This is a genomic window from Acinetobacter sp. YH01003 (assembly GCF_013420525.1).
Taxonomy (GTDB): domain Bacteria; phylum Pseudomonadota; class Gammaproteobacteria; order Pseudomonadales; family Moraxellaceae; genus Acinetobacter; species Acinetobacter towneri.
Genome location: NZ_VOXY01000009.1, coordinates 1 through 22,578, shown reverse-complemented (window position 1 = coordinate 22,578; position 22,578 = coordinate 1). Strand labels below are relative to the sequence as shown.

22 protein-coding genes are annotated in these 22,578 nt (G+C 39.2%); 15 read left to right on the top strand and 7 right to left on the bottom strand.

Annotated elements, in window-relative coordinates; genetic code table 11:
- The first annotated feature begins 55 nt into the window (after positions 1 to 55).
- From fumC to FTT70_RS08930, 4 genes are all read left to right on the top strand, one after another.
- Positions 56 to 1,450: a class II fumarate hydratase gene (fumC, locus tag FTT70_RS08945; protein WP_096902814.1), complete on the top strand. Its 1,395-nt coding sequence runs from the start codon at positions 56 to 58 to the stop codon at positions 1,448 to 1,450.
- A 133-nt stretch (positions 1,451 to 1,583) separates the two neighbouring features.
- Entirely contained in the window at positions 1,584 to 1,772 is a 189-nt protein-coding gene (locus FTT70_RS08940; protein ID WP_004973562.1) for a type II toxin-antitoxin system HicA family toxin, read from the top strand.
- A gap of 2 nt (positions 1,773 to 1,774) precedes the next feature.
- Positions 1,775 to 2,158 carry a type II toxin-antitoxin system HicB family antitoxin gene (locus tag FTT70_RS08935; protein WP_004973564.1) on the top strand — a complete coding sequence of 128 codons (384 nt, stop codon included), beginning with the start codon at positions 1,775 to 1,777 and terminating at the stop codon, positions 2,156 to 2,158.
- A 375-nt stretch (positions 2,159 to 2,533) separates the two neighbouring features.
- Complete coding sequence (locus tag FTT70_RS08930) at positions 2,534 to 3,025, top strand: hypothetical protein (RefSeq protein ID WP_004973565.1); 492 nt, start codon at positions 2,534 to 2,536, stop codon at positions 3,023 to 3,025.
- 103 nt (positions 3,026 to 3,128) lie between these two features.
- Here FTT70_RS08930 and FTT70_RS08925 read toward each other — a convergent pair whose 3' ends face one another.
- Complete coding sequence (locus FTT70_RS08925; protein ID WP_180168541.1) at positions 3,129 to 4,046, bottom strand: LysR family transcriptional regulator; 918 nt, start codon at positions 4,044 to 4,046, stop codon at positions 3,129 to 3,131.
- A 93-nt stretch (positions 4,047 to 4,139) separates the two neighbouring features.
- On the opposite strand from FTT70_RS08925, the gene FTT70_RS08920 reads away from it, so the two are divergent.
- The 8 genes from FTT70_RS08920 to FTT70_RS08885 all read left to right on the top strand — a co-directional run bounded on the left by FTT70_RS08920 (position 4,140) and on the right by FTT70_RS08885 (position 10,241).
- Entirely contained in the window at positions 4,140 to 5,381 is a 1,242-nt protein-coding gene (locus tag FTT70_RS08920; protein WP_180168540.1) for an acyl-CoA dehydrogenase family protein, read from the top strand.
- Between the two features lie 130 nt (positions 5,382 to 5,511).
- Entirely contained in the window at positions 5,512 to 6,633 is a 1,122-nt protein-coding gene (locus tag FTT70_RS08915; protein ID WP_180168539.1) for a phosphotransferase family protein, read from the top strand.
- On the top strand, positions 6,630 to 7,328 hold the full coding sequence (locus FTT70_RS08910) for a histidine phosphatase family protein (RefSeq protein WP_004973573.1): 699 nt from the start codon (positions 6,630 to 6,632) through the stop codon (positions 7,326 to 7,328). Before FTT70_RS08915 ends, FTT70_RS08910 begins: the two co-directional genes overlap by 4 nt.
- A 10-nt stretch (positions 7,329 to 7,338) precedes the next feature.
- The gene (locus FTT70_RS08905) at positions 7,339 to 8,082 is read left to right on the top strand and encodes an SDR family oxidoreductase (protein WP_004973576.1); all 744 of its coding nucleotides are present in this window, start codon (positions 7,339 to 7,341) and stop codon (positions 8,080 to 8,082) included.
- A gap of 162 nt (positions 8,083 to 8,244) precedes the next feature.
- A complete protein-coding gene (locus tag FTT70_RS08900) occupies positions 8,245 to 8,955 on the top strand; it encodes an SGNH/GDSL hydrolase family protein (RefSeq protein ID WP_179988985.1) in 711 nt (236 codons plus the stop codon).
- 80 nt (positions 8,956 to 9,035) lie between these two features.
- Positions 9,036 to 9,200, top strand: a complete 165-nt coding sequence (locus tag FTT70_RS08895) for a hypothetical protein (protein ID WP_180168538.1) — start codon at positions 9,036 to 9,038, stop codon at positions 9,198 to 9,200.
- Positions 9,169 to 9,618 carry an XRE family transcriptional regulator gene (locus FTT70_RS08890; protein WP_180168537.1) on the top strand — a complete coding sequence of 150 codons (450 nt, stop codon included), beginning with the start codon at positions 9,169 to 9,171 and terminating at the stop codon, positions 9,616 to 9,618. Before FTT70_RS08895 ends, FTT70_RS08890 begins: the two co-directional genes overlap by 32 nt.
- A gap of 32 nt (positions 9,619 to 9,650) precedes the next feature.
- Positions 9,651 to 10,241: a uracil-DNA glycosylase family protein gene (locus FTT70_RS08885; protein WP_104851964.1), complete on the top strand. Its 591-nt coding sequence runs from the start codon at positions 9,651 to 9,653 to the stop codon at positions 10,239 to 10,241.
- 77 nt (positions 10,242 to 10,318) lie between these two features.
- Here FTT70_RS08885 and FTT70_RS08880 read toward each other — a convergent pair whose 3' ends face one another.
- Positions 10,319 to 11,842 (bottom strand): phospholipase D family protein, encoded by a 1,524-nt coding sequence (locus FTT70_RS08880; protein WP_131261443.1) that lies wholly within the window; start codon positions 11,840 to 11,842, stop codon positions 10,319 to 10,321.
- A gap of 237 nt (positions 11,843 to 12,079) precedes the next feature.
- On the opposite strand from FTT70_RS08880, the gene FTT70_RS08875 reads away from it, so the two are divergent.
- Together FTT70_RS08875 and FTT70_RS08870 are read left to right on the top strand one after the other, a co-directional pair.
- Positions 12,080 to 13,195, top strand: coding sequence for an S-(hydroxymethyl)glutathione dehydrogenase/class III alcohol dehydrogenase (locus tag FTT70_RS08875; protein WP_004973720.1), 1,116 nt, complete (start codon positions 12,080 to 12,082; stop codon positions 13,193 to 13,195).
- 517 nt (positions 13,196 to 13,712) lie between these two features.
- Positions 13,713 to 14,771 carry a 3-deoxy-7-phosphoheptulonate synthase gene (locus FTT70_RS08870; RefSeq protein WP_104851962.1) on the top strand — a complete coding sequence of 353 codons (1,059 nt, stop codon included), beginning with the start codon at positions 13,713 to 13,715 and terminating at the stop codon, positions 14,769 to 14,771.
- Between the two features lie 123 nt (positions 14,772 to 14,894).
- On the opposite strand, the gene FTT70_RS08865 is transcribed toward FTT70_RS08870, so the two are convergent.
- The 4 genes from FTT70_RS08865 to FTT70_RS08850 form a co-directional block, all read right to left on the bottom strand.
- Complete coding sequence (locus tag FTT70_RS08865; protein WP_179994186.1) at positions 14,895 to 16,085, bottom strand: MFS transporter; 1,191 nt, start codon at positions 16,083 to 16,085, stop codon at positions 14,895 to 14,897.
- 293 nt (positions 16,086 to 16,378) lie between these two features.
- On the bottom strand, positions 16,379 to 16,753 hold the full coding sequence (gcvH, locus tag FTT70_RS08860) for a glycine cleavage system protein GcvH (RefSeq protein WP_104851960.1): 375 nt from the start codon (positions 16,751 to 16,753) through the stop codon (positions 16,379 to 16,381).
- A 71-nt stretch (positions 16,754 to 16,824) separates the two neighbouring features.
- A complete protein-coding gene (locus tag FTT70_RS08855) occupies positions 16,825 to 17,853 on the bottom strand; it encodes an AraC family transcriptional regulator (RefSeq protein WP_004973729.1) in 1,029 nt (342 codons plus the stop codon).
- Positions 17,854 to 18,080: 227 nt separating this feature from the next.
- Positions 18,081 to 19,940, bottom strand: coding sequence for an ABC transporter ATP-binding protein (locus tag FTT70_RS08850; protein WP_180037740.1), 1,860 nt, complete (start codon positions 19,938 to 19,940; stop codon positions 18,081 to 18,083).
- Positions 19,941 to 20,362: 422 nt separating this feature from the next.
- Between FTT70_RS08850 and FTT70_RS08845 the strand changes: the two genes are divergently transcribed.
- Complete coding sequence (locus FTT70_RS08845) at positions 20,363 to 20,821, top strand: DUF2147 domain-containing protein (RefSeq protein WP_136143933.1); 459 nt, start codon at positions 20,363 to 20,365, stop codon at positions 20,819 to 20,821.
- A 190-nt stretch (positions 20,822 to 21,011) separates the two neighbouring features.
- On the opposite strand, the gene FTT70_RS08840 is transcribed toward FTT70_RS08845, so the two are convergent.
- Positions 21,012 to 22,346 carry an ISNCY family transposase gene (locus FTT70_RS08840; RefSeq protein WP_180168536.1) on the bottom strand — a complete coding sequence of 445 codons (1,335 nt, stop codon included), beginning with the start codon at positions 22,344 to 22,346 and terminating at the stop codon, positions 21,012 to 21,014.
- Between the last annotated feature and the right edge of the window lie 232 nt (positions 22,347 to 22,578).

Below are 22,578 nucleotides of genomic sequence, written 5' to 3'. Positions count from 1 at the left end.
AGATCGAGATAAGAGCACATGACATCATTGAAATCACGAAGGAATGAGGCTGAACATGCAAACACGTATTGAACATGACACCATGGGTGAGGTTGAAGTTCCGAATGACGCGCTTTGGGGCGCACAAACTCAGCGCAGCTTACAAAATTTTAAAATCGGCAATGAGCGTTTACCACGCGCCATGATTCGCGCTATGGGTTTGGTTAAAAAAGCTGCGGCAATAACCAATGCAAACTTAGGGCAAATCCCTCAAGAGTTGGCGCAGTACATTGTCGGTGCAGCAGATGAAGTCATTGCAGGGCAGTGGGACAGTCAATTTCCTTTGGTGGTGTGGCAAACAGGTTCGGGTACGCAAAGTAACATGAACTGTAATGAAGTGATTGCCAATATCGCCAATCAAAAACTGGGGAATCCTTTAGGTGCACAAAAGCCTGTACATCCGAATGATCATGTCAACCGCGCCCAATCGACCAATGATTCTTTTCCAACTGCAATTCATGTGGCAGCGAGTTTGCAAATTAATGAACTGCTCATTCCTGCAGTAAAGAGTTTGCGCGATACGTTGCATGCGAAAAGTGAAGAATTTTCTGAAATTGTCAAAATTGGACGTACACATTTACAAGATGCGACACCATTAACTTTAGGGCAGGAATTTAGTGGCTATGTATCGCAGCTAGATCATGGTTTAAAACGTCTAGAACAGGCTTTAACAGGCTTGTATGAGTTGCCATTGGGCGGTACAGCAGTCGGTACAGGCTTAAATGCACATCCTGATTATGCGGTACAGGCAGCGGAGCAATTGGCACAGCTAACAGGCTTAGCATTTGTGACTGCACCAAATAAGTTTGAGGCTTTGGCGGGGCGTGATGCTGCGGTATTTGCTTCAGGTGCATTAAAAACTTTGGCGGTGAGTTTAAATAAAATTGCGAATGATATTCGCTGGTTAGCCAGTGGCCCGCGTTGTGGTTTTGGTGAGCTGCGTATTCCAGAAAATGAACCTGGTTCAAGTATTATGCCGGGCAAGGTTAATCCAACACAAAGCGAAGCAATGACCATGGTAGTTGCACAGGTATTGGGCAATGACACCACAATTAACGTGGCTGGTGCATCGGGCAATTTTGAGCTGAATGTATTTATGCCAGTAATTGCATATAACTTATTGCAATCTATTCAACTCTTGGGCGATGCATGTAATAGCTTTAATGAGCATTGCGCCGTTGGCATTCAAGCAAACCGTGAAAAAATAGATCACTTTTTGCATGATTCACTCATGTTAGTGACCGCTTTGAATCCTGTAATTGGTTATGAGAATGCAGCGGAGGTGGCAAAAACAGCTTATAAGGAAAATAAAACCTTAAAGCAAGTTGCAGTAGAGCTGAATTTGGTCACAGCAGAGCAGTTTGATGAAGTGGTACGTCCTGAACAGATGATTGCTCCGAATACCAAATAGTCAGTTTTAAGTAAATTGAGAGGTCTGTGTTTGTCTGCTCAAGATGACAGATAAACACAGACTTTGTTTATAAAAATCAGTGAAACTTTGAAGTATTCTTTCTTATTAAAATTATGTTGTGTATAATTACACAATGAACAGCAAAGACATTATTAAGCGTCTTGAGCAGGAAGGCTGGTACAAAGTGGGTGGTAAAGGCGACCATGAAAAGTATAAGCATCCTGAAAAGCCTGGACATGTTGTGGTACCACATCCACGTAAAGATATGCCAATAGGAACTCTACGCAATATATATAAACAGGCTGGTTGGGAGTGGAGGTAAAAATGTTATATCCAGTATATGTTCACAAAGATGAAGATAGCGCATACGGTTTAACCTTTCCTGACTTTGATGGATGCTTTAGCGCAGCAGATGAGATGCAAGATATTCAGCGCATGGCACAGGAAGCGGTTGAAGTTCACTTTGATGGTGAAGATATTCCGTTACCAGAACCATCAAGCCCAGAGCAATGGTTAGGTGATGAGCGATTTGAGGGGGGTTTTTGGTTGTTAGTTGATATTGATACAACAAAAGTAAATACAAAGTCTATTCGTATTAATATCAGCATGCCAGAAGCTTTAGTGAAACGTATTGATGCTGTTGCAAAAAAACAACATTTAAGCCGTTCGGCATTCTTAGCTAAAAGCGCGGAAATGGCGTTGCATTAATCAAGTAAAATATACTAAACCCAGCCTAAATGCTGGGTTTTCTATTGCACCTAATTTGAATGTAGAGGGGTAATTCATCCTAATACGATTTTAAATTTATGTGTTGGTGTAAAGACATAATTTGCATAACGGCAGAATAGGCTGCTACAAGGTGCTATCTAAATGTAATAGTTCAAAACCCGTCATTTAGTCGCATTAACCACTTTTAGATGCTTTCTTTTATGTCCGTTCCTTATTCAACTTACATTGATTAAGCTGCCATAATTGCTAGAATACGCAATACTTCAAAATACTGTTTTGCTAAAGTTTTGCATTTATTTTGCAAAATTTAATTTTTTTATAAGCAACTCAATATCTTAACTACGGAAATTTTCAATGCTTTCAATTTATTTAACAGATGTTCAGCAACACGTGCAATTTAAAGATTACCCGGGTGAGCAGCCTGTTAAATTTATCTTGAATTTTAAAAAGATTTTTCCAAGTGTAATGGAGCTTTTACTACCTGTATTGCCTGAAAATGAAAATCTGGAAGAAATGACGTGGGAATCGACCACTGCAGATTTAGAATTATTTAAGTTGTTGCTCAGTGGGTGGGGCGTAATTGAATTACGTTTAAATGCGCTCAGTCAGTTCAAAGGCAAGACATTTGCAGATCAATTGGTGAAACAAGCCCAACAAAAACGTAAAGACTTCGCCAAAGCCCAACAACAATTACAAACTGTAGAGCTAGATTATTTATTTATGCATGAAACACATGCCTTAATTGATGCAGAATTGGTAGAAGTAGGTGAAAAGTTCTATTTGCCAATTTTGCGTGATTTATGGAAAGGCAAAGTATCTACAAAAGTTTTGGAAGCGAAGTTTTAAGAACAAACCCATATTAAAAAGCTGCCTCGGCGGCTTTTATTTTTTATAGAATCATACAAGACGATTAGCAACCACTTGCGAATCCAGATCAACCCCAAATAGCCTAAGCAAAAATTTTAGAAATTTCCTCTCTTAAAAAATAATGTCTTGAATTTTCCTGTAAATCTTTATGCCAATACATCCCCATATTAATTAAGGGCAAATCTACAGGCACATCAAAAATATTCAATTTTTGGCTCATATTTAAATGCTTTAAAATCATTTTTGGAATAGTCAGTATCGCTTGAGGATGCTGCTGTAAAATCTGTAACGCCGTAGAATAATGCTGACAACGTAAAAAAACCTGCCGTGATAATTGCTTTTGATGCAAATAAATATCTTCTAACAACATACCTGTACGCCGTGATGAAACCCCAATATGCGCAGAAGATAAATACAGAGCGGTATTCATTTCCTGTTGTGAACTACAGACTACAAATTGGTCTTGAACTAAGGATTGAAACTGAATTTTATCGCCGAAATTTTGTTCTAAATCAATTACAAAATCAATTTGTTGTGCTGCCAAATCTGCCAATACCGTTTTACGGTCTAATTTGTGGCTCAGAAATTGAATATCCAAGTTCAACTTTTGAAAATGCGCCACCAATTTAGGAAAAATAATCGGTTCAATTTCATCATGGATAGCAATTTTGAGCGATTGCAACATATTCGGCTCAAATTGCTGTTTCTGTATTGCAATACTTTGAATCGCCAACAAGGCATTTTTAATAGTCGGATAAATTTGCTCGGCAAAAGGCGTAGGCAGCATTTTATTGCCACTTCGCACCAGTAAATCATCTTGTAAATGTTGTCTTAAACGCTGTAAAGCATGACTGGCGGCAGATTGGCTAATACACAAAATTTGTGCAGCTTTGGAAATACTGCGCTGCTCATAAATTGCAACAAACATCGGGTATAAATTGATGTCTAAACGATGAAAAACGGCAAGATCAACTTTTGCATTATTATGAACATGATTCATAGTGTTTTATTGAATTAAATCATTTTGTTCATATTAGTTTTCAAGTTAAGGTGTTGTAAAGCAATGAATACAATATTTTAAGGGATTTGAACCATGTTTGAGCTATCTGCACGCGCCAAAGACTATATAGAACGTACCAAAGCCTTTATTGCCAAAGAAATTGAGCCGATTGAAGCTGAATTCTGGGCAGAAGTTCACGAATTAAATCAGGGTGGTGACTGGACTAAATGGCAATGGCCAGCACAATTAGAACAATTAAAAGCCAAAGCCAAAGCTGCAGGTTTATGGAATATGTTTTTACCTTGTCCAGAATTAGGACAAGGTTTGTCGGTACAAGAATATGCACACATTGCAGAGTTGAGTGGACGCAGTTTGATTGCGCCAACCGTATTTAACTGTAATGCACCCGACAGCGGCAACATGGAAGTTTTATGGCGCTATGGTTCTGAAGCACAAAAGGCAGAATGGCTGACACCGCTGCTTGAAGGTAAAATTCGTTCTGTGTTTTGTATGACTGAACCTGCAGTGGCTTCAAGTGATGCGACCAATATGCAGGCAACAGCAGTCGTAGACGGCGATGAAATTGTCTTGAATGGTCGTAAATGGTGGTCTTCAGGTTTGGGCGATCCAAATGCCAAAATTATTATTTTTATGGCGCATACACCCGATGAAACCAAAGACCGTCATCATCAACACTCTATGGTTTTAGTCCCTGTGGATACTGCGGGCGTTAAAATTCAACGCATGTTACCTGTATTTGGTGATTACGACGCGCCACACGGTCATGGCGAAGTCAGTTTTGATAACGTGCGTGTGCCTGTTGCCAACTTTATTGGCGGTGCAGGACAAGGTTTTGAAATTGCACAAGGTCGTTTAGGTCCGGGGCGTATTCACCATTGTATGCGTTGTATTGGTGCAGCCGAAAAATCTTTGGAGTTGATGATTGACCGTGGCATGAGTCGTACCGCATTTGGCAAGGAAATTCTGAAACTCGGTGGCAATTTGGAGCGTGTAGCGGAAGCACGTGTGGCGATTGACCAAGCACGTTTATTAACTCTCTATGCAGCCTATAAAATGGATACTTTAGGCAATATGGCAGCACTTACCGAAATTTCTGCCATTAAAGTGGTTGCACCAAGTGTCTTGGAAAAAGTAGTTGATATGGCGATGCAGATTCATGGTGGTGCAGGCGTATCTAGAGATACACCGTTGATAGGTTTCTTTGCCCAAGCGCGTAGTTTACGTCTTGCCGATGGACCAGACGAAGTACACAAAGGCATGATTGCCAAACTTGAGTTGGCTAAACGTGGTTATCGTAGCAGCCGCAAAAAATAAGTCAGTTGCGAATTTTTTATTGTGTCGCTTGGTAGTGTATTCGGCAATATTTCTGATATTGCCGATACATCTCAAGAGAACACAGAAAATATATGTTAGATTAAAAAAATTGGAAAATTAGGGAAAAATAATGTCAGTTATTGATGTAGGCGGCACAGTACGCGAAGGCGAAGAACTCGATATTCAGGCAGTGACAGCATGGTTAAAACAACAAAATGTCGATGTCGTAGAACCTGTAGAAGTCACACAATATTCAGGCGGTGCATCGAACTGGACATATCGCCTTAAGTACAGCAATGCTGATTTAATTTTGCGTCGTCCGCCCAAAGGTACTAAAGCTAAATCTGCACATGACATGGCGCGTGAATATCATGTGCAAAAGAATTTAGCCCCGTTTTATCCTGTGTTACCTGAAATGGTGGCGTTGTGTCAGGATGAAGCTGTAATTGGCTGCGATTTTTACGTGATGCAACGTATTGAAGGCATTATCCCACGTGCAAAATTGCCACCAGAGCTTGATTTTAGCGAAACTCAAGTACATGAACTTTGTGTAAATGTCATTGATAAACTGATTGAGCTGCATCAAGTACCTTATGCAGGAACTGAGCTAGAAAAATTAGGGAAAGGTGATGGTTATTGCCGACGTCAGGTAGAAGGTTGGGATGCACGCTATGCCAAAGCACATACCATCAACGTGCCATCTTTTAAATATGTGCGTAAATGGTTGTTAGACCATATTCCTGCAGATTCAAAAACCTGCATTATTCATAACGACTGGCGTTTTGATAATGTGATTTTAGACCCGAAACATCCGACTCAAGTGATTGGCATTTTGGACTGGGAAATGGCAACACTGGGCGATCCACTCATGGATTTAGGCTCGGCTTTGGCATATTGGGTTGAAGATACCGATAATCAAATTTTTAAAGCCACCCGTCGTCAACCAACGCACTTAAAAGGCATGTTCACACGTCAGCAAGTGGTGGACTATTATTTGCAAAAAACAGGCTTGAGCACCGATAACTGGACATTCTATGAAGTGTTTGGAATTTTCCGTTTAGCGGTGATCGCCCAGCAAATTTATTATCGTTATTTCCACAAGCAAACCAATAATCCTGCATTTAAGGATTTCTGGATTGTCATTCATGCTTTGCATATTCGTGCCTTAAAGTTAATTGGTTTACAAAAACTGGAAGCAAATGAACTAGCACAAAAATATATCGCCAAATTTAAGGAATTGATGCCGAAATGACCACCATTTATTTAATTCGTCATGGGCAAGCATCTTTTGGGGCAGAAAGTTATGATCAACTTTCGCCTAATGGTGAGTTACAAGCCAAATTGCTCGGACGTTATTTTGATCGCATTTTAAAAGAAGCACCCTATGTGGTGGCTGGTTCAATGCAGCGCCATCAGCAAACTGCACAACTGGCTTTGGCAGAATGTTTTCCTGAGGTCGAAATTCATACCGACAGTGCATGGAACGAGTTTAATCATCAACAGGTTTTCGCGCAGTATGAACCGCGTTTTAATCAACCTGAATTGATGAAAGAAGATGTCGCCAAAGAGGTCAATCCTCGTGCATATTTGGCAAAAATTTTTGAAGGTGCGATAGAACGCTGGACGGGCGGTGAATATCACCATGAATATGAAGAATCTTGGCCGCATTTTAAACAGCGTGTCGAAGATGCATTGCAGCATTTATGTGATGACTTAGCCCAAAAACAACCACGATATGCTGTGGTATTTACTTCTGGTGGTGTGATTTCTGTGGCTGCAGGTAAAATTTTAGGCTTAACGCCCAATAAAACCTTTGCATTGAACTGGGCAATTACTAACTCAAGTATCACCACTTTACGTTTGGTCGGCAGTGAACCACAACTGTTAAGCTTGAATGAACATCATTTTATTAAAGCTGAAAACTCAAATTTATTGACTTGGATTTAAGGATCAAACCATGACAAAAACAATTCTAATTACAGGTGCAAGTTCAGGTATTGGTGCGGGTATGGCACGTGAATTTGCTCAAATGGGTTATAACCTTGCAATTTGCGCCCGACGTTTAGAGCGTTTGGAAACGCTGAAACAAGAACTGGAAAGCCAGTTTGGTATTCGTGTTATTGCAAAAACGCTGGATGTCACCAATTATGATCAGGTGTTTCAGGTGTTTCGTGAATTTAAACAAGATTTTGGACAAATTGACCGCATTATTGTCAATGCAGGCGTGGGCGAAGGACGTCGCATTGGTAAAGGTAATTTTGCCATCAACAAAGCCACAGTAGAAACCAACTTTATTTCAGCTTTGGCGCAGTGTGAAGCCGCGGTTGAAATTTTCCGTGAGCAAAACTCAGGGCATTTGGTGATGATTTCATCTATGAGTGCCATTCGTGGTATGCCAAAACATCTTACTGCTTACGGTGCAAGTAAAGCTGCAGTAGCACATTTAGCAGAAGGAATTCGTGCAGAATTAATTGATACACCTATTCAAGTTACGACTATTTTCCCTGGTTATATTCGTACCGAAATCAACGAAGGTGCAAAAAAACTGCCTTTTGAAGTTGATGAAAAAACAGGTTCACGCTTACTTGCTGCAGAAATTGAAAAAGCGCCAATTAAAGCCTATGTACCTAAATGGCCATGGTTGCCATTGGGCTTAGCTATGAAAGTTTTACCATTAAAATTGGTCAATAAACTCGGCTAAATAGCAGCGATATCATAGTATTTGAATAGCATCCTGAAATTTAAAGCTGATGATGAATGCAATCACTTTAAATGACACGATGCTATTTTTATATTTGAGTCTCTACTTTTGTTTGGGTTTAAAATTTGTATTTTCGGTTTTCGTATTTAAGAGTGAAATGTGATGTGGCTTAGAACAGCAACCCTTGCCTTAATTCCCGCTTTGGTGATTCAGGGAAGTCGTGTTAAAAAGAACAAGATCCGATTGCCTGAAGCCGAAGGCGCACGAGAAGGTATTACAGGGGAAGGGCAAACGCTGTCATTATTGATTTTAGGCGATTCTGCCGCTGCAGGCGTTGGGGTAGCACATCAAAATGATGCGCTTTTAGGTGCGGTGATTTCTGCTTTGCAGCATCAGTACCAAGTACATTGGCGTTTAGAGGCGCAGTCTGGAGATACTACCTCACAAGTCATTCAAAAAACGAAAAAACTGGTAAATCAAAAATATGATGTTGTGGTTACTTCTGTTGGTGTCAACGATGTAACACGCTTAATGTCGGCACAGACTTGGATTAAACAACAGCAACATTTTTATCAACTTATTCAAGCGAAATTCCAACCTGAATTAATCATTGCTACGGGGGTTCCACCAATGCATTTATTTCCCGCATTGCCCAATCCATTATCTTGGCTATTTGGACAATACGCAAAACAAATGAACTTACAATTAGAAAAAATGATTGCACAACAAGAAGATATGCAGTGGATTGAATATGATATTCGAAAATATCAATCCATGAATTTAGAAATGGCAAAAGATGGTTTTCATCCAAGTAAAGAAATTTACCAGATTTGGGGGAAAGAAGTCTCGGATAGGATTTTGGAGTGGTTTTAGGTAAATTAACTTAAATAATGGTATAGTGTTAACAATCGTCAACACTAAATTATAATTAAATCATCAAGCAGAATGAAAATATGAAGAAACATCCCAATAAACATATTCGCGAAGCAATTGAATATGCGATTGAAAACGGCTGGGATGTTATCGATTCAGGTAAATCAGCACATGCAAAACAAATCTTGCGTAAAGTAAAGCAATGTCATGGAGATGAACTATCACTTTACTGTTGTGGTACGTAACGCACGTTCTGATCTGTCTGTGCTAGAAGATAAGTTCTTTGAAGCGGGTTGTGATGATGCATTAGTTTGCAGTTATAACGATACAATTTATCTTGAGTTTGACCGTGAAGCTGAAAATGCAGAACAAGCGATTCACTCAGCATTAGACAATATTCGCTCATTAGGATTTCATGATCTGATAGTAGAAGAGCAAGGTTATTCAACTTTGGCAGTAATGGCTGAACGTGCTGGAATGACTCGTCAAGCATTATCTTTATATGCGCAAAATAAACGTGGTGACGGAAACTTTCCACGTCCGATGTATGGACTTGCATCTAGATCTGCAATGTATTTTTGGCCAGAAGTTGCGACATGGTTATTCAATCAAGGGAAGTTACATAAAAATCATTATGAAGTTGCTCGTACTGCAATGTCTTAGCTTAATTTAAAGACCAAAGGTTCAATCTATAAATGTCTGATTCTAAAATAGAAACCCATCCACTCGAACCCTTTTTACCAGCCAATGCCAAGCTGTTAATGCTTGGGAGTTTTCCACCACCTAAAAGCCGTTGGAAAATGGATTTTTATTATCCGAATTATCAAAATGATATGTGGCGAATTTTGGGCTTATGCTTTTTTCAAGATAAAAACTACTTTTTAGATTTAGAAGCTAAAAATTTTCATCTTCATAAAATTATTGATTTTTTAAACACCACTGGCATTGCTATTTCAGATACGGCGCAGCAGGTGATTCGCTTAAAAGGCAATGCATCAGACAAATTTTTACAGATTGAAAAACCAATGGATATTGCAGCACTTTTAAGCAAGATACCTTTATGTCAAAGCATTATGACCACAGGCGATAAAGCGACTGATACACTCATGTTATCTATGCCTGAATCTGCCGAAAAACCTCAAATTGGGCAGGCGACACATTGCTATTTTGCCAAGCGTGAGCTGCATTTATATCGGATGCCTTCATCTTCACGAGCCTATCCTTTAGCTTTAGAGAAAAAGGCAGAAGCGTATTTTAACTTATTTAAAGAAATAGGCTTACTATAAGTAACTTTAAATAATTGTAGACAGTGATGGCAGAGAAAGAAAAATACGCTTCCATAATTAATGTCTATCTATTGTCATTACATCATCCATTCAATAGGGAATAATGAAACTGTTTTCATCATAAAACGCTGAAACTGTGTGGTTTCAGGATCATGATGATACGTTTGAATACTGCCATCTGCCTGATGATCTAACCAAATAATTTGACCGTTTTCGTCTAATTGCAGTTCATACGCAATTTGTGGCAAATAGCGGTCTAAAGATTGAGAAACATCGTTTTGCAATTGTTCAGACTCTAACACCAAGCCAACTTCGGTATTTAATTTTGCAGAACGAGGATCAAGGTTAAAAGAACCTACAAAGACCATGCCATCTATATCAAAGAATTTGGCATGTAAACTCGAGGCGTTTTTGCCTTTGGCAGGAATTACGTTACCCGTTGCAACTTCATACCAAGTACGCTTTTTTCGTTCAATATAAGGCTTAAATTCATATAAACGAATACCTGATTTAAGTAAATCTACGCGATACTGCTGATAAAATGCATGTACCAAAGGCACATCATTGGCTAAAAATGAATTGGTCAATACACGTATCTGTATTCCTTTTTCAGCCAGTTGAGTGAGTGTTTTAAGACCATCTTCTGTTGGGACAAAATAGGCAGAAACCAGTTCTAAATGTTGTTTGGGCTCACCCATTAACTTTAACATTTGTTTGTAAATCAGTTGCTCGCCTTGAGCTGTACCCCGAATTTTATTCGGAGAATCTGCCACAAAATGCGCACATACCCACTGTACAGGATGTTGTTCTAATTTGATGCTGACTTCTTCTTGCGCGTTAGCCACACGTTCACGAATTTTATCTTTATATTTGGCATTTAATTCATAGCGATTACGCAATTCTCTCAATTGCAACGCGTTGCCTGTGCCTAATAATTGCTTTACTGAATAGCTTAGTTCGTCATTCCAAAACTCTAAAAACACGGCATTGGCTTGGGGGACAGCACTGCCATAGAATAGAATATCCATATCAGTAAATTGAAAATTTTCACTGGCATCAAAATATTCACGGCTAATATTACGCCCACCTGTCACGGCAATCGCCCCATCGGCAATAATTAGTTTATTGTGCATACGGCGATTGATTTGTTTAAAACGAAACAAATAATCCATCACACGAAAATGCCGATATTTGTACGGATTGAAAATTTTTATTTCAAAATTAGGATGCTGAGCAAGCCGTTTTAAGGTTGGATCAAGTTGCGTACCATTTTGATCATCAATTAATAAACGAACTTTTACACCACGATCTGCTGCTTTGAGCAGTTCAGCCAACATCAACTGACCAATTAAATCATCTTCCCAAATGTAATATTGTAAATCTAAATGGTGCTGTGCTTTTTGAATCAAATATAAACGCGAGGCGATGCTACTAAAGGCATCATTTAGAGAAAGATACGCTGTTAAATTTTGGGATAAATGTGCATCAATTTCCTGACCATTCAGCCAATGATCTACATAATGCTCAACAGGGCTATCTTTGCTCGCTTGATTCATCGGTAAACTGCATCCTGTCAGTAAAATAGCGAAAAAAGCCAACATTCCAAGCCAGTAACAAGGTCTTTGGATCTTCATGATTATTCTTAAGTCATTCTGTATTTATACATGGAGATTATCCTCATGTTAATGCTTGAAACTCTGAATAGAAAGAGGGTATTGTGAGAGTCTGTTGATATTTTATAAATAGCTTGCGAGATATCTCTCTCACATCGCAAACATAGACGAATTGTCAGCAGCCCCTTATCATCTGTTAATGTATTTTTTAGGGATAATTTGCTCATGAAATCACGTGCAGCCGTCGCATTCGGCCCAGGTCAGCCGCTTGAAATTGTTGAAATTGATGTTGCACCGCCGCAGGCTGGAGAAGTCTTGGTCAAAATTACCCACACAGGGGTATGCCATACCGATGCATTTACCTTATCGGGTGAAGATCCTGAAGGTGTTTTCCCTGCAGTTCTTGGCCATGAAGGTGCAGGTATTGTGGTTGAAGTTGGTGAGGGTGTGACCAGTGTTCAACCAGGCGATCATGTGATTCCGCTTTACACAGCAGAATGTGGCGAATGTTTATTCTGTAAATCTGGTAAAACCAACCTATGCGTTTCCGTACGTGCGACACAAGGTAAAGGTTTAATGCCTGATGGCACGACACGTTTTTCTTATAATGGACAACCGATTTATCACTACATGGGCTGTTCAACCTTTAGTGAATATACGGTAGTTGCTGAAGTATCTTTAGCAAAAATTAATCCTGAAGCCAATCATGAGCAAGTTTGCTTATTAGGTTGCGGTGTTACAACTGGTTTAGGTGCAGTTAAAAATACTGCAAAAGTCCAAGAAGGCGATACCGTTGCGGTATTTGGCTTAGGTGGTATTGGTTTAGCTGTTGTGCAAGGTGCGCATAAAGCCAAAGCCAGCCGTATTATCGCCATTGATACCAACCCAGAGAAATTCAAATTGGCAGAACAATTTGGTGCAACCGAATTCTTAAATCCAAAAGATTATGACCGCCCAATTCAGGAAGTCATTGTGGAAAAAACAGGTTGGGGCGTAGATCATTCTTTTGAATGTATTGGAAATACCAATGTGATGCGTTCCGCTTTGGAATGTGCGCATCGTGGTTGGGGACAATCCATTATTATTGGTGTTGCAGGTGCAGGTCAGGAAATTTCAACTCGTCCATTCCAATTGGTGACAGGTCGTACTTGGAAAGGAACTGCGTTTGGTGGTGTAAAAGGTCGTTCGCAATTGCCAGGCATGGTTGAAGAAGCCATGAAGGGTGATATTCAACTCGAACCATTTGTAACGCACACCATGGGGCTAGACCAAATTAATGAAGCCTTTGATTTAATGCATGAGGGTAAATCTATTCGTAGTGTGATTCATTTTGATCAATGATGAGTAACGCGCTTAAATAAAGACCCAACAAAAACCAAGCTTCGGCTTGGTTTTTTTAACCCCTGGATTCGCTAAAACAGTAGCTTAATTTTAATAAACACATCCAATAAAAATTATTTTACAAAAAGGATTGCCAAACGGAACAATACAGCGTATTTTAATTTTAACAGCTCATTTTTTGATGAAAACAAGATGTTAAAGCAACCTTTAATCGCAAACGCTTACTATTACTTTTGGCAGTTTCAATGATTGCCTGAGTCGCGTTCGGGCAAAAGGTTGCCCACCAGTTGATACCTGATCGGCAACCCTGATCAGGTTTTTTTATGTCTGGTGTTTTGAATTTTATAGGTTTTTCGGAGATTTAATCATGTACAACGTTAATTATTCATACTTTAGCAACTTTTATTGGTTTTACTTTAGTCAATCTATGACTCAAACCTTGCAATCCATTAGACCCATAACGCTGAAATAAATGATCGGACTGTAAAAAAGAGAAACAGTCCAAAGGAACAGACCAATGAATGCTTTAAATACTGCTTTACAACAACAGACCAACAATACTGAAATTAGTTTAAGTTTACCGCATCAACTCAAAGCGCAACTCCCACTTTCATCTGCGCTAAAACAACAAATCGCACAACATCGACAGATTATTCAGAACATTTTAGCGGGCACAGACCCTCGCTTATTGGTCATTACAGGACCTTGTTCAATTCATGATCCGCAAGCAGCACTCGAATACGCAGAAAAATTAAAACAATTACAAAGCCAAGTTTCAGATCAAATTTTCTTGGTGATGCGCGCCTATATCGAAAAGCCACGTACTACGGTAGGCTGGAAAGGCTTTTTGTATGACCCAGACTTAGATGGCTCTGCAAACATGCAATTAGGCTTAGAAAAATCACGTGAACTGTATCTACAAATTATAGAAATGGGTTTACCAATTGCTTCTGAAATTTTAAGCCCAATGGCAACGGGATATTTTGATGATGTACTGGCTTGGGGTGCAATTGGCGCACGTACCAGTGAATCACAAATTCACCGTGAAATTTCTAGCGCCATGCCGTATAGCATTGGTTTCAAAAACGGAACTGATGGCTCAATTCAAATTGCATTAGATGCAATTCAATCGGCAAGTCATCCACATCAATTCATGGGAATGAGCCAGTCGGGTTTACCTGCTATTTTGTCATCACAAGGTAATCCACACGCGCATTTAATTTTACGTGGCGCAAATTCAGGGCCAAATTATCAATTGGCAGAAATTGAGAAAATTCAGCACAAAGCCAAAGGGCAGTTGCCTGCATTGATTATTGACTGTAGTCACGGTAACAGCCATAAAGACCCACAACAACAACCGCAAGTCTTGCGTACCATTGTGGCAGAACGTGAACAGACGCAAGTCCGTGGCATCATGTTAGAAAGTCATTTGGTGGATGGAAATCAAAAGATTTCTTGCGAGATGACTTATGGTCAATCTGTTACCGATGGCTGCTTGGGTTGGGATAAGACTGAACAACTGCTTATTGAGGTCGCTGAAAGCTTAAATCGTCAGGTTTTGGCTAAAACTGCATAAAAAATAAAACTCCAGAAACCCAAAAAACCTGAAATTTCAGGTTTTTTGGGTGGGAGAGTATTTAAAAATCAACTCTTCTTAGATTAGTTTTTAAAATAACAATTCTTTTGCTGCTATTAAAAACTAAGCCTGAATATCTGCATTAGGTTGTTTAGCCACAACAAATTTATAGAAAATTAAACTGATTAAGGTCACAACAGCACAGAGCAAATACGCTGCGGTATAGTCATAACCCGCAATAATCCAACCTAGAATTAACGCGCCTAAGGCGATACCAATATCGTAACAACAAAAATACGTAGATGTGGCATGACCAATACGATCTTTAGGGGAGCGTTGAATTGAAATGGTTTGCAGGCAAGGTTGGGCAGACCCGAACCCTACACCAATTAATGCAGCAGCCAACATAAAACCGAATACACTGTGTACCTGACTCAAGACAATTAATCCTAAAGCAAATAATATAATTGCAGGATAAATCACATAACTCGCCCCTTTACGATCATAAATTTTGCCTGTAATTGGGCGCAAAATCATCATCGAAACTGCAAATATCACGAAGAATAAACTCGCATAAGACAGCATATTGCGTGATTCTGCAAAGGTGGAAATAAATGACATAATACTGGCATACGCGAAAGAAACCATCATCGCCATGAGTGATACAGGAATTGCTTTTTTCTCTACAAAATCTTGAAGCCCTAATTTACGTTTAGGTGTTGTTTCAGTTTTTACTTTTTGGGTCGCAATTGGAATCATTAAACAGAAGGCGAAACCTACCCAAACACTGACGGATAGTAAGGTAGAAATACTGGCATAAGAAACACTTTGAATCAGACTTAAACCAATTAAAGGTCCCAATACAATCCCTAAATTTACTGACACCAAAAAATAGCCCATACCTTCACCTTTGCGACTGTCTGGAATAAAGTTATTGGCAATAGGGACGGTAACTGTGGTGACAATGCTGAACCAAATCCCATGTAAAAAACGCAGTACGAGTAGAAACAGTAAACTATCTACAAAAATGTATGCCACGCTACACAGACAAAACATGATTTCAGAAACATATAAGGTTTTCTTTACACCAAATTTTTCAATAATCAAACCGCTAAATGGGCGAATCGCGATTGCAGATAACATAAACAAAGTCATGGCTAAACCTGCCTGTGACAAGCTACCACCCAACTCATTCACAATATAAATAGGCAAAACTGTCGTTTGCGCAAAATAAAATATGAATAAGAACAAGTTATTGAATAAGCAGAGAATAAACGACTTATTCCATAAATGTTCAGCATTTATAGCAGACATAATTTAAACCTATATGGTGAGTGGAGCAGCGTGTAATGTGTACTTTGTTATACAGATGCTTTGTTATTGGAAATCATCACACCGCGAGATCATGCAAAAAATAATAAACCCATTTATGTGAAAAGTACAGCTATTCAATAAAATTAAACTTAAAATTAGATTTTAATGCAATTATTTTAATTATTTTATCAAATAAAGATAATTAGGTTTATTTTCTAAAGTTGCAATACAAAAAAAATCAGCCGAAGCTGATTTCTTTGAATTTGAGCGATTAAACGCTGCAAATTTAAGGCTTATAAGCCAGATTCATAGTCTGCACTTGATAAAAGCTGTTCTACATCTGCCATATTGTCTGGTTTGATTTTATAAATCCAGCCTTTGCCATACGGTTCATCATTCACAAAATCAGGGTCATCTTCTAAATTGCTATTCACTTCAACTACTTCGCCTGAAACAGGGGCGTGAATATCTGAAGCTGTTTTAACAGACTCAACCACACCTGCTTGTTCACCCGCAATTACTTTTTGACCAACTTCAGGTGCTTCTACATAGACCAAATCGCCTAAAGCATCTTGTGCATGGTCTGAAATACCTGTGACGATCAAATCACCTTCAATACGCACCCATTCATGTGTTCTTGCATATTTTAATTCAGCAGGGTGATTCATTTGATAACTCCTTAAATTGTATCGAATCTTTTTGCCATGTTTTATACATGCTTTTTGCCAAAAACAAAAGTTTATAAATACGGATCTTTACGCCAATTGCTCGGACTGCGTCCACTCCAGCGTTTAAAAGCACGACTAAAATTAGCCACATCGCTATAACCCAATTCATCGGCAATTTGTTCTAGCGTGTAGTCGGTACGGGAAAGCAGGGAAGTCGCATGTCGATAACGGACTTCATCGACCAAGTTTGAAAATGAAGTACCTTCTGCAGCCAGTTGACGTTTGAGTGTGCGGTCGGACATGTGTAGATAGTCGGCAACATTTTCAATGCTTAAATAATGCTGTTCTGCGTGGGTTAAAATATCACGTACTCGCATAGAAATGCGGCGACGTTCACCTAAAGCAGAAAGTTCGGCTTCACATTGATTAATCGCAATTTGACTGGCAATAGGATCGGCATTAATCATTTTTAAGCCTAGATATTGCTTGTCAAAACTTAAACCTAAATACGGCTGATCAAAACGGAATTGATGATAAGGAAATTTCGAAAAATACTGATCAAAACCTGCAGGTTTAGGAAAGTCAAAATCGACTTCACCTGTAAAGTGTTCGGTACCTGTCATGGCTTTACTCATGGTAATCATGCCAATAATTAAAGCGATGGCAATTTCTGTGCGTAAAGGTTCCATGTGAATATCACACTGCAATTGCAGACTGGCTTTTTCACCAAAAGTTGAGAAAAACAATTGTAAAAAGGGCATACGCAGTTGAATAAAACGATTGGCTAAAATCAACGCATCACTAATTTCATGCGCAGTCATAATCGCATAGCCAATAAAGCCATGAATGGAAATGCGCATTTGCGTACCAAGATGATAACCGAGCGTCGATTCGCCTGTAAGTTTTAAAGCATGTTTAACCAACTCATTGGCAATAGGTGTAGGAATACGACATTCTGGGTCTGCCAACATTTCGCTATTGAGTTGAAATGGTGCAAATAAGGTATCTGCGTTATAACCCCAACGGGATACAACATCCAAAACCAATAAGCCATAAACCCCTGGAACACCTTGTTCCTGACGTGCTGATATTGTTTTCATGCATGTTCCATTGCATTTGCTAATTTTATTTTAATTTGCCTTAGCGACTGTCATCTATGCATATCTTAGTTTGCCAAACGGCGACATAAGAACGTAGATGACATATTGCATCTTGGCATGAAAATTAAAGAAATCCTATGGAAATTGTTAGACAAAACAGGCTTTGACTATATGCGATAAATCTGCATTTCATCAAAGCCTGAGTTACAGCAAAGTTGCTGGAGATGCTAATTTTTATCAGTCGATGGTTTTACGATTTTATCTTGTTCAATTAAAAAACCACCTGTTTGACGCTGCCAAAGTTGTGCATAAATTCCGTTCATAGCCACCAGTTCATCATGCGTACCTTGTTCTGCAATACGTCCTTGATCGAGCACAATTAAACGATCCATTTGTGCAATGGTAGATAGTCTGTGTGCAATCGCGATTACAGTTTTACCTTGCATGAGTTCATCGAGGCTCGATTGAATTGCCGCTTCAACCTCAGAGTCGAGCGCACTGGTGGCTTCATCTAAAATTAAAATAGGTGCATCTTTTAAGAAAACACGGGCAATGGCAATACGTTGACGTTGTCCACCTGAAAGTTTAACACCCCGTTCGCCCACGTAGGCTTCATAGCCTTTTTTGCCACGTAAATCGGTCAATTGTGGAATAAATTCTTCGGCTTTGGCTTTGCGTACAGCTTCAAACATTTCTGCATCAGTCGCGTCAGGACGACCATATTTAATATTTTCAGCCACAGTACGGTGTAATAGCGAAGTATCTTGAGTGACAAGTGCAATATTTTTACGCAAACTGTCTTGGGTTACATCTTCAATATTTTGCCCATCAATCATAATTGAGCCGTGTTTGAGCTCATAAAAATGTAAAAGCAATTGAATGAGGGTCGATTTACCTGCACCCGAACGTCCCACAATACCAATTTTTTCGCCTGCACGAATATGCAGATTAAACTGGTCAATCACGTTTTTACTGTTATAAGCAAAACTGACATCTTTAAACTGAATTTCGCCTTGAGCAACTTGTAATGGCTTCGCATTGACTTTGTCTTGAATCGCAATTGGACGTCCAAGAGTTTTCATACCATCTTGAATGGTGCCGACATTTTCAAACAGGGCAGAGGTCTGCCACATCATAAACTCGGCAATACTGTTGAGTTTAAGAATCATGGCTGTAGTGGCAGCAATAATCCCCAATTCTGCACGGCCATTTAACCAGAGCCAAATTGCTGTACCTAAAACGCCCACATACAACACCACGCTTAATAAATTGATGCTGATTTCATATTGAGCGCCCAAACGCATTTGTTTATAAACCGTCAACATAAATTCTTGCATCGACGCTTTGGCATATTGGCTTTCGCGACCTGCATGCGCAAATAATTTTACGGTTTGAATATTGGTATAAGCATCGGTCACGCGTCCTGTCATCACCGCACGTGCATCGGCTTGTTCATTAGATACTTTGCTCAAACGCGGAATAAAATAAGCTGCTGCAAGAATAAATAAAGCCAACCATAGCAATAACGGCAAAATGAGCATTGGAGAAATTGCGCCCAATACCAGACTAATCGTAATAAAGTAAATGAATACATAGGCAAGCATATCGCCCAAAATGACCCAAAACTCACGTACTGCTAAGGCGGTTTGCATGACTTTGGCAGAGAGTCTTCCTGCAAAATCATTATGGAAAAAATCCAGACTTTGTTGCAACATTAAATTGTGGAAACGCCAACGCAAACGCATTGGAAAACCACTGTATAACATTTGATGCTTCACAATTGACTGCGCACTGGCAAAAAAGATATTGGCCAATAAAATACAAAACAGCAAAGTAAGGTTCTGCTGATGTTGCGCAAGGAAAGTATCTGGCTGACTTTGACTAAGCCATGTGACTAAATCGCCAATTTTTGCATATAGCAAAGCTTCAAAGCTGGCAGCGCCTGCAGTACATAAAACCAATAACAATAAATATGGACGTACACCTGAAGCTGCTTGCCAAACAAAGGCAAAAAACGTGGTTGGCAAGGGTTCGGTCAAACCTTTATTTGGATAAGGATCTATAAGTTTCTCGAACCACTTGAGCATACGATGTTACCTTGATGACTAAACCTAAATTTAAAGATAGATAAATTTAAGACAGTAAAAACAAAAAACTTAGGATAAAGTTAAGAGCATTCCTGTGAATATTTCTTAACTTATAGTGATACAGCTTGTAGGTCTAGTTTACGCCATAACACAGCAAATGTTGAAAATAGAAATATAGATGATTAATTTGCATACAAAATCACGTTATAGATTCACTTTTATACATAAAGCTGCAACACATCAAAAATTATCCATCCACAAAAAGCGTATTGGTTCACATTTTTAATGATATTTCATCGAACCAATAGCATATAAACATTTAATTTTAATGAAAAAATTAATTTAAATTCAACATTGATTGCTATAATCACGCCCATTTTTAGCACAACCGTGCTGTAAATTGGTTTTAAGTTGATATTTTTATGATGCGTAATTTTTTAGGTGCAATTGCACTATATTTGGGATTTATTTTTCCTGCTCAAGCCATGCCATTTGATCCATTGATTGGTACATGGAAAGTCATTGATGATCATAAAGGGCATTATGTTGCAGAAATTGTGATTCGTAAGAACTCTAAAACTTCGGAATATAGTGCTGTAATTACTCGAAATTTGTTATCGGTAGGCACAATTCAATTAGAGGTATGCAGTAAATGCCAAGGCAACTTAAAGAATCAGCCCATAAAAGGCATGCAGGCATTAGAAGGCTTAGTGGCAAATTCAAATCCGAAACAATTTTCGCAAGGACAATGGATTAATCCGAAAGATGGTTATGTCTATAAAATTGATGCTCAATTAAATGCGGCGAATAATCAAATGAAAGTATATGGCAAAGCCAAGAGCGCGAATGCGATTAGCACGATGACTTGGAAAAAACTTTAACAGATTGTACGGCGTATTTTTGAAGCTACTTGATTGAAAGATTGAGTAGCTTTTTATCTTTTTGTGAATGATAAGATAAATTGAGACACCGAACACTTGAAATAAACCCATATATATCAATTGCTTAATATATTCATGTTATTCACCAATTAAAATGTCTATGCGATAAACCATTTAAAATGTCCTGTTTTTAACTGCAAGAGTCAAGAACAGGATTTAAATTTCTTTGTTCAATAACAACTTTCTGAGCTTTACGACTCGGCATACTTTTCTTGGCACGGGAACTTTTATTTTGTTTTTCCAACTCTTCATGTTGTTGCTGGATATGGGCCAGAACCGCACCTAATCTTTTATTCTCAACTACTTCATTCTGCTGCAGTCTAGCCAGTTTATTGAAAATACTGTAGTTGATCTTCCGTCCTTCGTGCATGATGGCCACAGTACCATCTGGATACTCTAAAAATGTTATGTATTGCCCAACAAGTTTGTGGTTCAGTGGTGTTGGCTCAAGCATATAAATACACTTGTCATAGCTCAGGGTCAGATTCTTGGTGACCTTACGCGGTTCCTGCCAGGTAAAAATATCATCCAGTTCAAGATCAGATTCGCTTAATGGCCGATGCAAGTTCTTCGAGTTTCTCGCACACTTGGCAAACTTCTGATTGAACTGCTCAATGAAGCAGGGCAGCCAAGCATTGGCCTCGGTAATTGAGCAGATGCCTTCCAAACGCATTTCCTTGATCAGGCGATCCTGCAGAGTTCTGTTGGCGCGTTCCACACGTCCTTTGGCCTGTGGTGAGTTGGCAAAGATAATATCGATGTTTAATTCGTTGAGAATCCTGCCAAATTGCGTGATCTGGCTGTCTTGCTTGGATTTCTGATTGACTCGAAATACTGAGTGTTTATCGCTATAAAAGGCCAAAGGCTTGCCGTATTGCTCAATGTAGGCTCGGGTTGAAAGCATATAATCAAAGGTCGTTTCGGCCTCACAAAAGCGCAGATGCAACAGCTTTCCAGTGGCATCATCAATATAAACCAACAAGCAGCATTTAGCGTCACGTCCTTCAAACCAATCGTGATATGAGCCATCAATCTGGATTAGCTCACCAAAGCAATCGCGGTTATATCGAGGTTGATATGGACGTTTCTGGCGCTTGAATCGCGGAATCCAGAGACCATTTGCAGTCATCCAGCGCCGAAGCGCTTCTACAGGGATATTCAGGTCAAACATGCTGTTGAGCTTCTCATGCGCCAAGGTGGGACCAAAGCCCAGCAGATGTTCAGAAATAATGGAAAGGCACTTTGATTTTAACAAGTCATCATGACGACGATGACCCGGTTGACCACGACTGGCATGTGCCAGACCTGAAACACCGTCTTGATTGAGCTTGTGCAATAATCGAGTAATTTGGCGTGTTGAAAGATTCAGAATTTCTGCAGCACGGACTTGTGTAATACGTTGATCTCGAACATCTTGCAGGACTGCAAGACGTTGTATTTCCTTGTCAGACATAGTGATCAGCATCTCAAGTTTATATCCAGTCCATGATGTTGATGCGCATCATAGACCAGACATTTTTATTGGTGAGAATACAGACACTTTAAATGGTTTCTAACAATACCATTGCGCATAATCTCTACATTATGTTACTTGCCACGTCCTTGATAACTTACTCGTTCAGTTATCAAGGATGTTAGAATAGGCAAGTAACACTAAGTGGCATTTAACATCAATGTTCATTATACGCAATCGAGGT

What these genes read in the sequence shown, in the direction of transcription:
- FTT70_RS08885 (WP_104851964.1), top strand. Translation starts at nt 9,651, where the DNA reads ATGTCTGATTCTAAAATAGAAACCCATCCACTCGAACCCTTTTTACCA.
- FTT70_RS08910 (WP_004973573.1), top strand. Translation starts at nt 6,630, where the DNA reads ATGACCACCATTTATTTAATTCGTCATGGGCAAGCATCTTTTGGGGCA.
- FTT70_RS08845 (WP_136143933.1), top strand. Translation starts at nt 20,363, where the DNA reads ATGATGCGTAATTTTTTAGGTGCAATTGCACTATATTTGGGATTTATT.
- FTT70_RS08890 (WP_180168537.1), top strand. Translation starts at nt 9,169, where the DNA reads ATGAACTATCACTTTACTGTTGTGGTACGTAACGCACGTTCTGATCTG.
- FTT70_RS08925 (WP_180168541.1), bottom strand. Translation starts at nt 4,046, where the DNA reads ATGAATCATGTTCATAATAATGCAAAAGTTGATCTTGCCGTTTTTCAT.
- FTT70_RS08940 (WP_004973562.1), top strand. Translation starts at nt 1,584, where the DNA reads ATGAACAGCAAAGACATTATTAAGCGTCTTGAGCAGGAAGGCTGGTAC.
- gcvH (WP_104851960.1), bottom strand. Translation starts at nt 16,753, where the DNA reads ATGAATCACCCTGCTGAATTAAAATATGCAAGAACACATGAATGGGTG.
- FTT70_RS08915 (WP_180168539.1), top strand. Translation starts at nt 5,512, where the DNA reads ATGTCAGTTATTGATGTAGGCGGCACAGTACGCGAAGGCGAAGAACTC.
- FTT70_RS08840 (WP_180168536.1), bottom strand. Translation starts at nt 22,346, where the DNA reads ATGCTGATCACTATGTCTGACAAGGAAATACAACGTCTTGCAGTCCTG.
- FTT70_RS08930 (WP_004973565.1), top strand. Translation starts at nt 2,534, where the DNA reads ATGCTTTCAATTTATTTAACAGATGTTCAGCAACACGTGCAATTTAAA.
- FTT70_RS08865 (WP_179994186.1), bottom strand. Translation starts at nt 16,085, where the DNA reads ATGTCTGCTATAAATGCTGAACATTTATGGAATAAGTCGTTTATTCTC.
- FTT70_RS08935 (WP_004973564.1), top strand. Translation starts at nt 1,775, where the DNA reads ATGTTATATCCAGTATATGTTCACAAAGATGAAGATAGCGCATACGGT.
- FTT70_RS08905 (WP_004973576.1), top strand. Translation starts at nt 7,339, where the DNA reads ATGACAAAAACAATTCTAATTACAGGTGCAAGTTCAGGTATTGGTGCG.
- FTT70_RS08875 (WP_004973720.1), top strand. Translation starts at nt 12,080, where the DNA reads ATGAAATCACGTGCAGCCGTCGCATTCGGCCCAGGTCAGCCGCTTGAA.
- FTT70_RS08855 (WP_004973729.1), bottom strand. Translation starts at nt 17,853, where the DNA reads ATGAAAACAATATCAGCACGTCAGGAACAAGGTGTTCCAGGGGTTTAT.
- FTT70_RS08920 (WP_180168540.1), top strand. Translation starts at nt 4,140, where the DNA reads ATGTTTGAGCTATCTGCACGCGCCAAAGACTATATAGAACGTACCAAA.
- fumC (WP_096902814.1), top strand. Translation starts at nt 56, where the DNA reads ATGCAAACACGTATTGAACATGACACCATGGGTGAGGTTGAAGTTCCG.
- FTT70_RS08900 (WP_179988985.1), top strand. Translation starts at nt 8,245, where the DNA reads ATGTGGCTTAGAACAGCAACCCTTGCCTTAATTCCCGCTTTGGTGATT.
- FTT70_RS08870 (WP_104851962.1), top strand. Translation starts at nt 13,713, where the DNA reads ATGAATGCTTTAAATACTGCTTTACAACAACAGACCAACAATACTGAA.
- FTT70_RS08850 (WP_180037740.1), bottom strand. Translation starts at nt 19,940, where the DNA reads ATGCTCAAGTGGTTCGAGAAACTTATAGATCCTTATCCAAATAAAGGT.
- FTT70_RS08895 (WP_180168538.1), top strand. Translation starts at nt 9,036, where the DNA reads ATGAAGAAACATCCCAATAAACATATTCGCGAAGCAATTGAATATGCG.
- FTT70_RS08880 (WP_131261443.1), bottom strand. Translation starts at nt 11,842, where the DNA reads ATGTTGGCTTTTTTCGCTATTTTACTGACAGGATGCAGTTTACCGATG.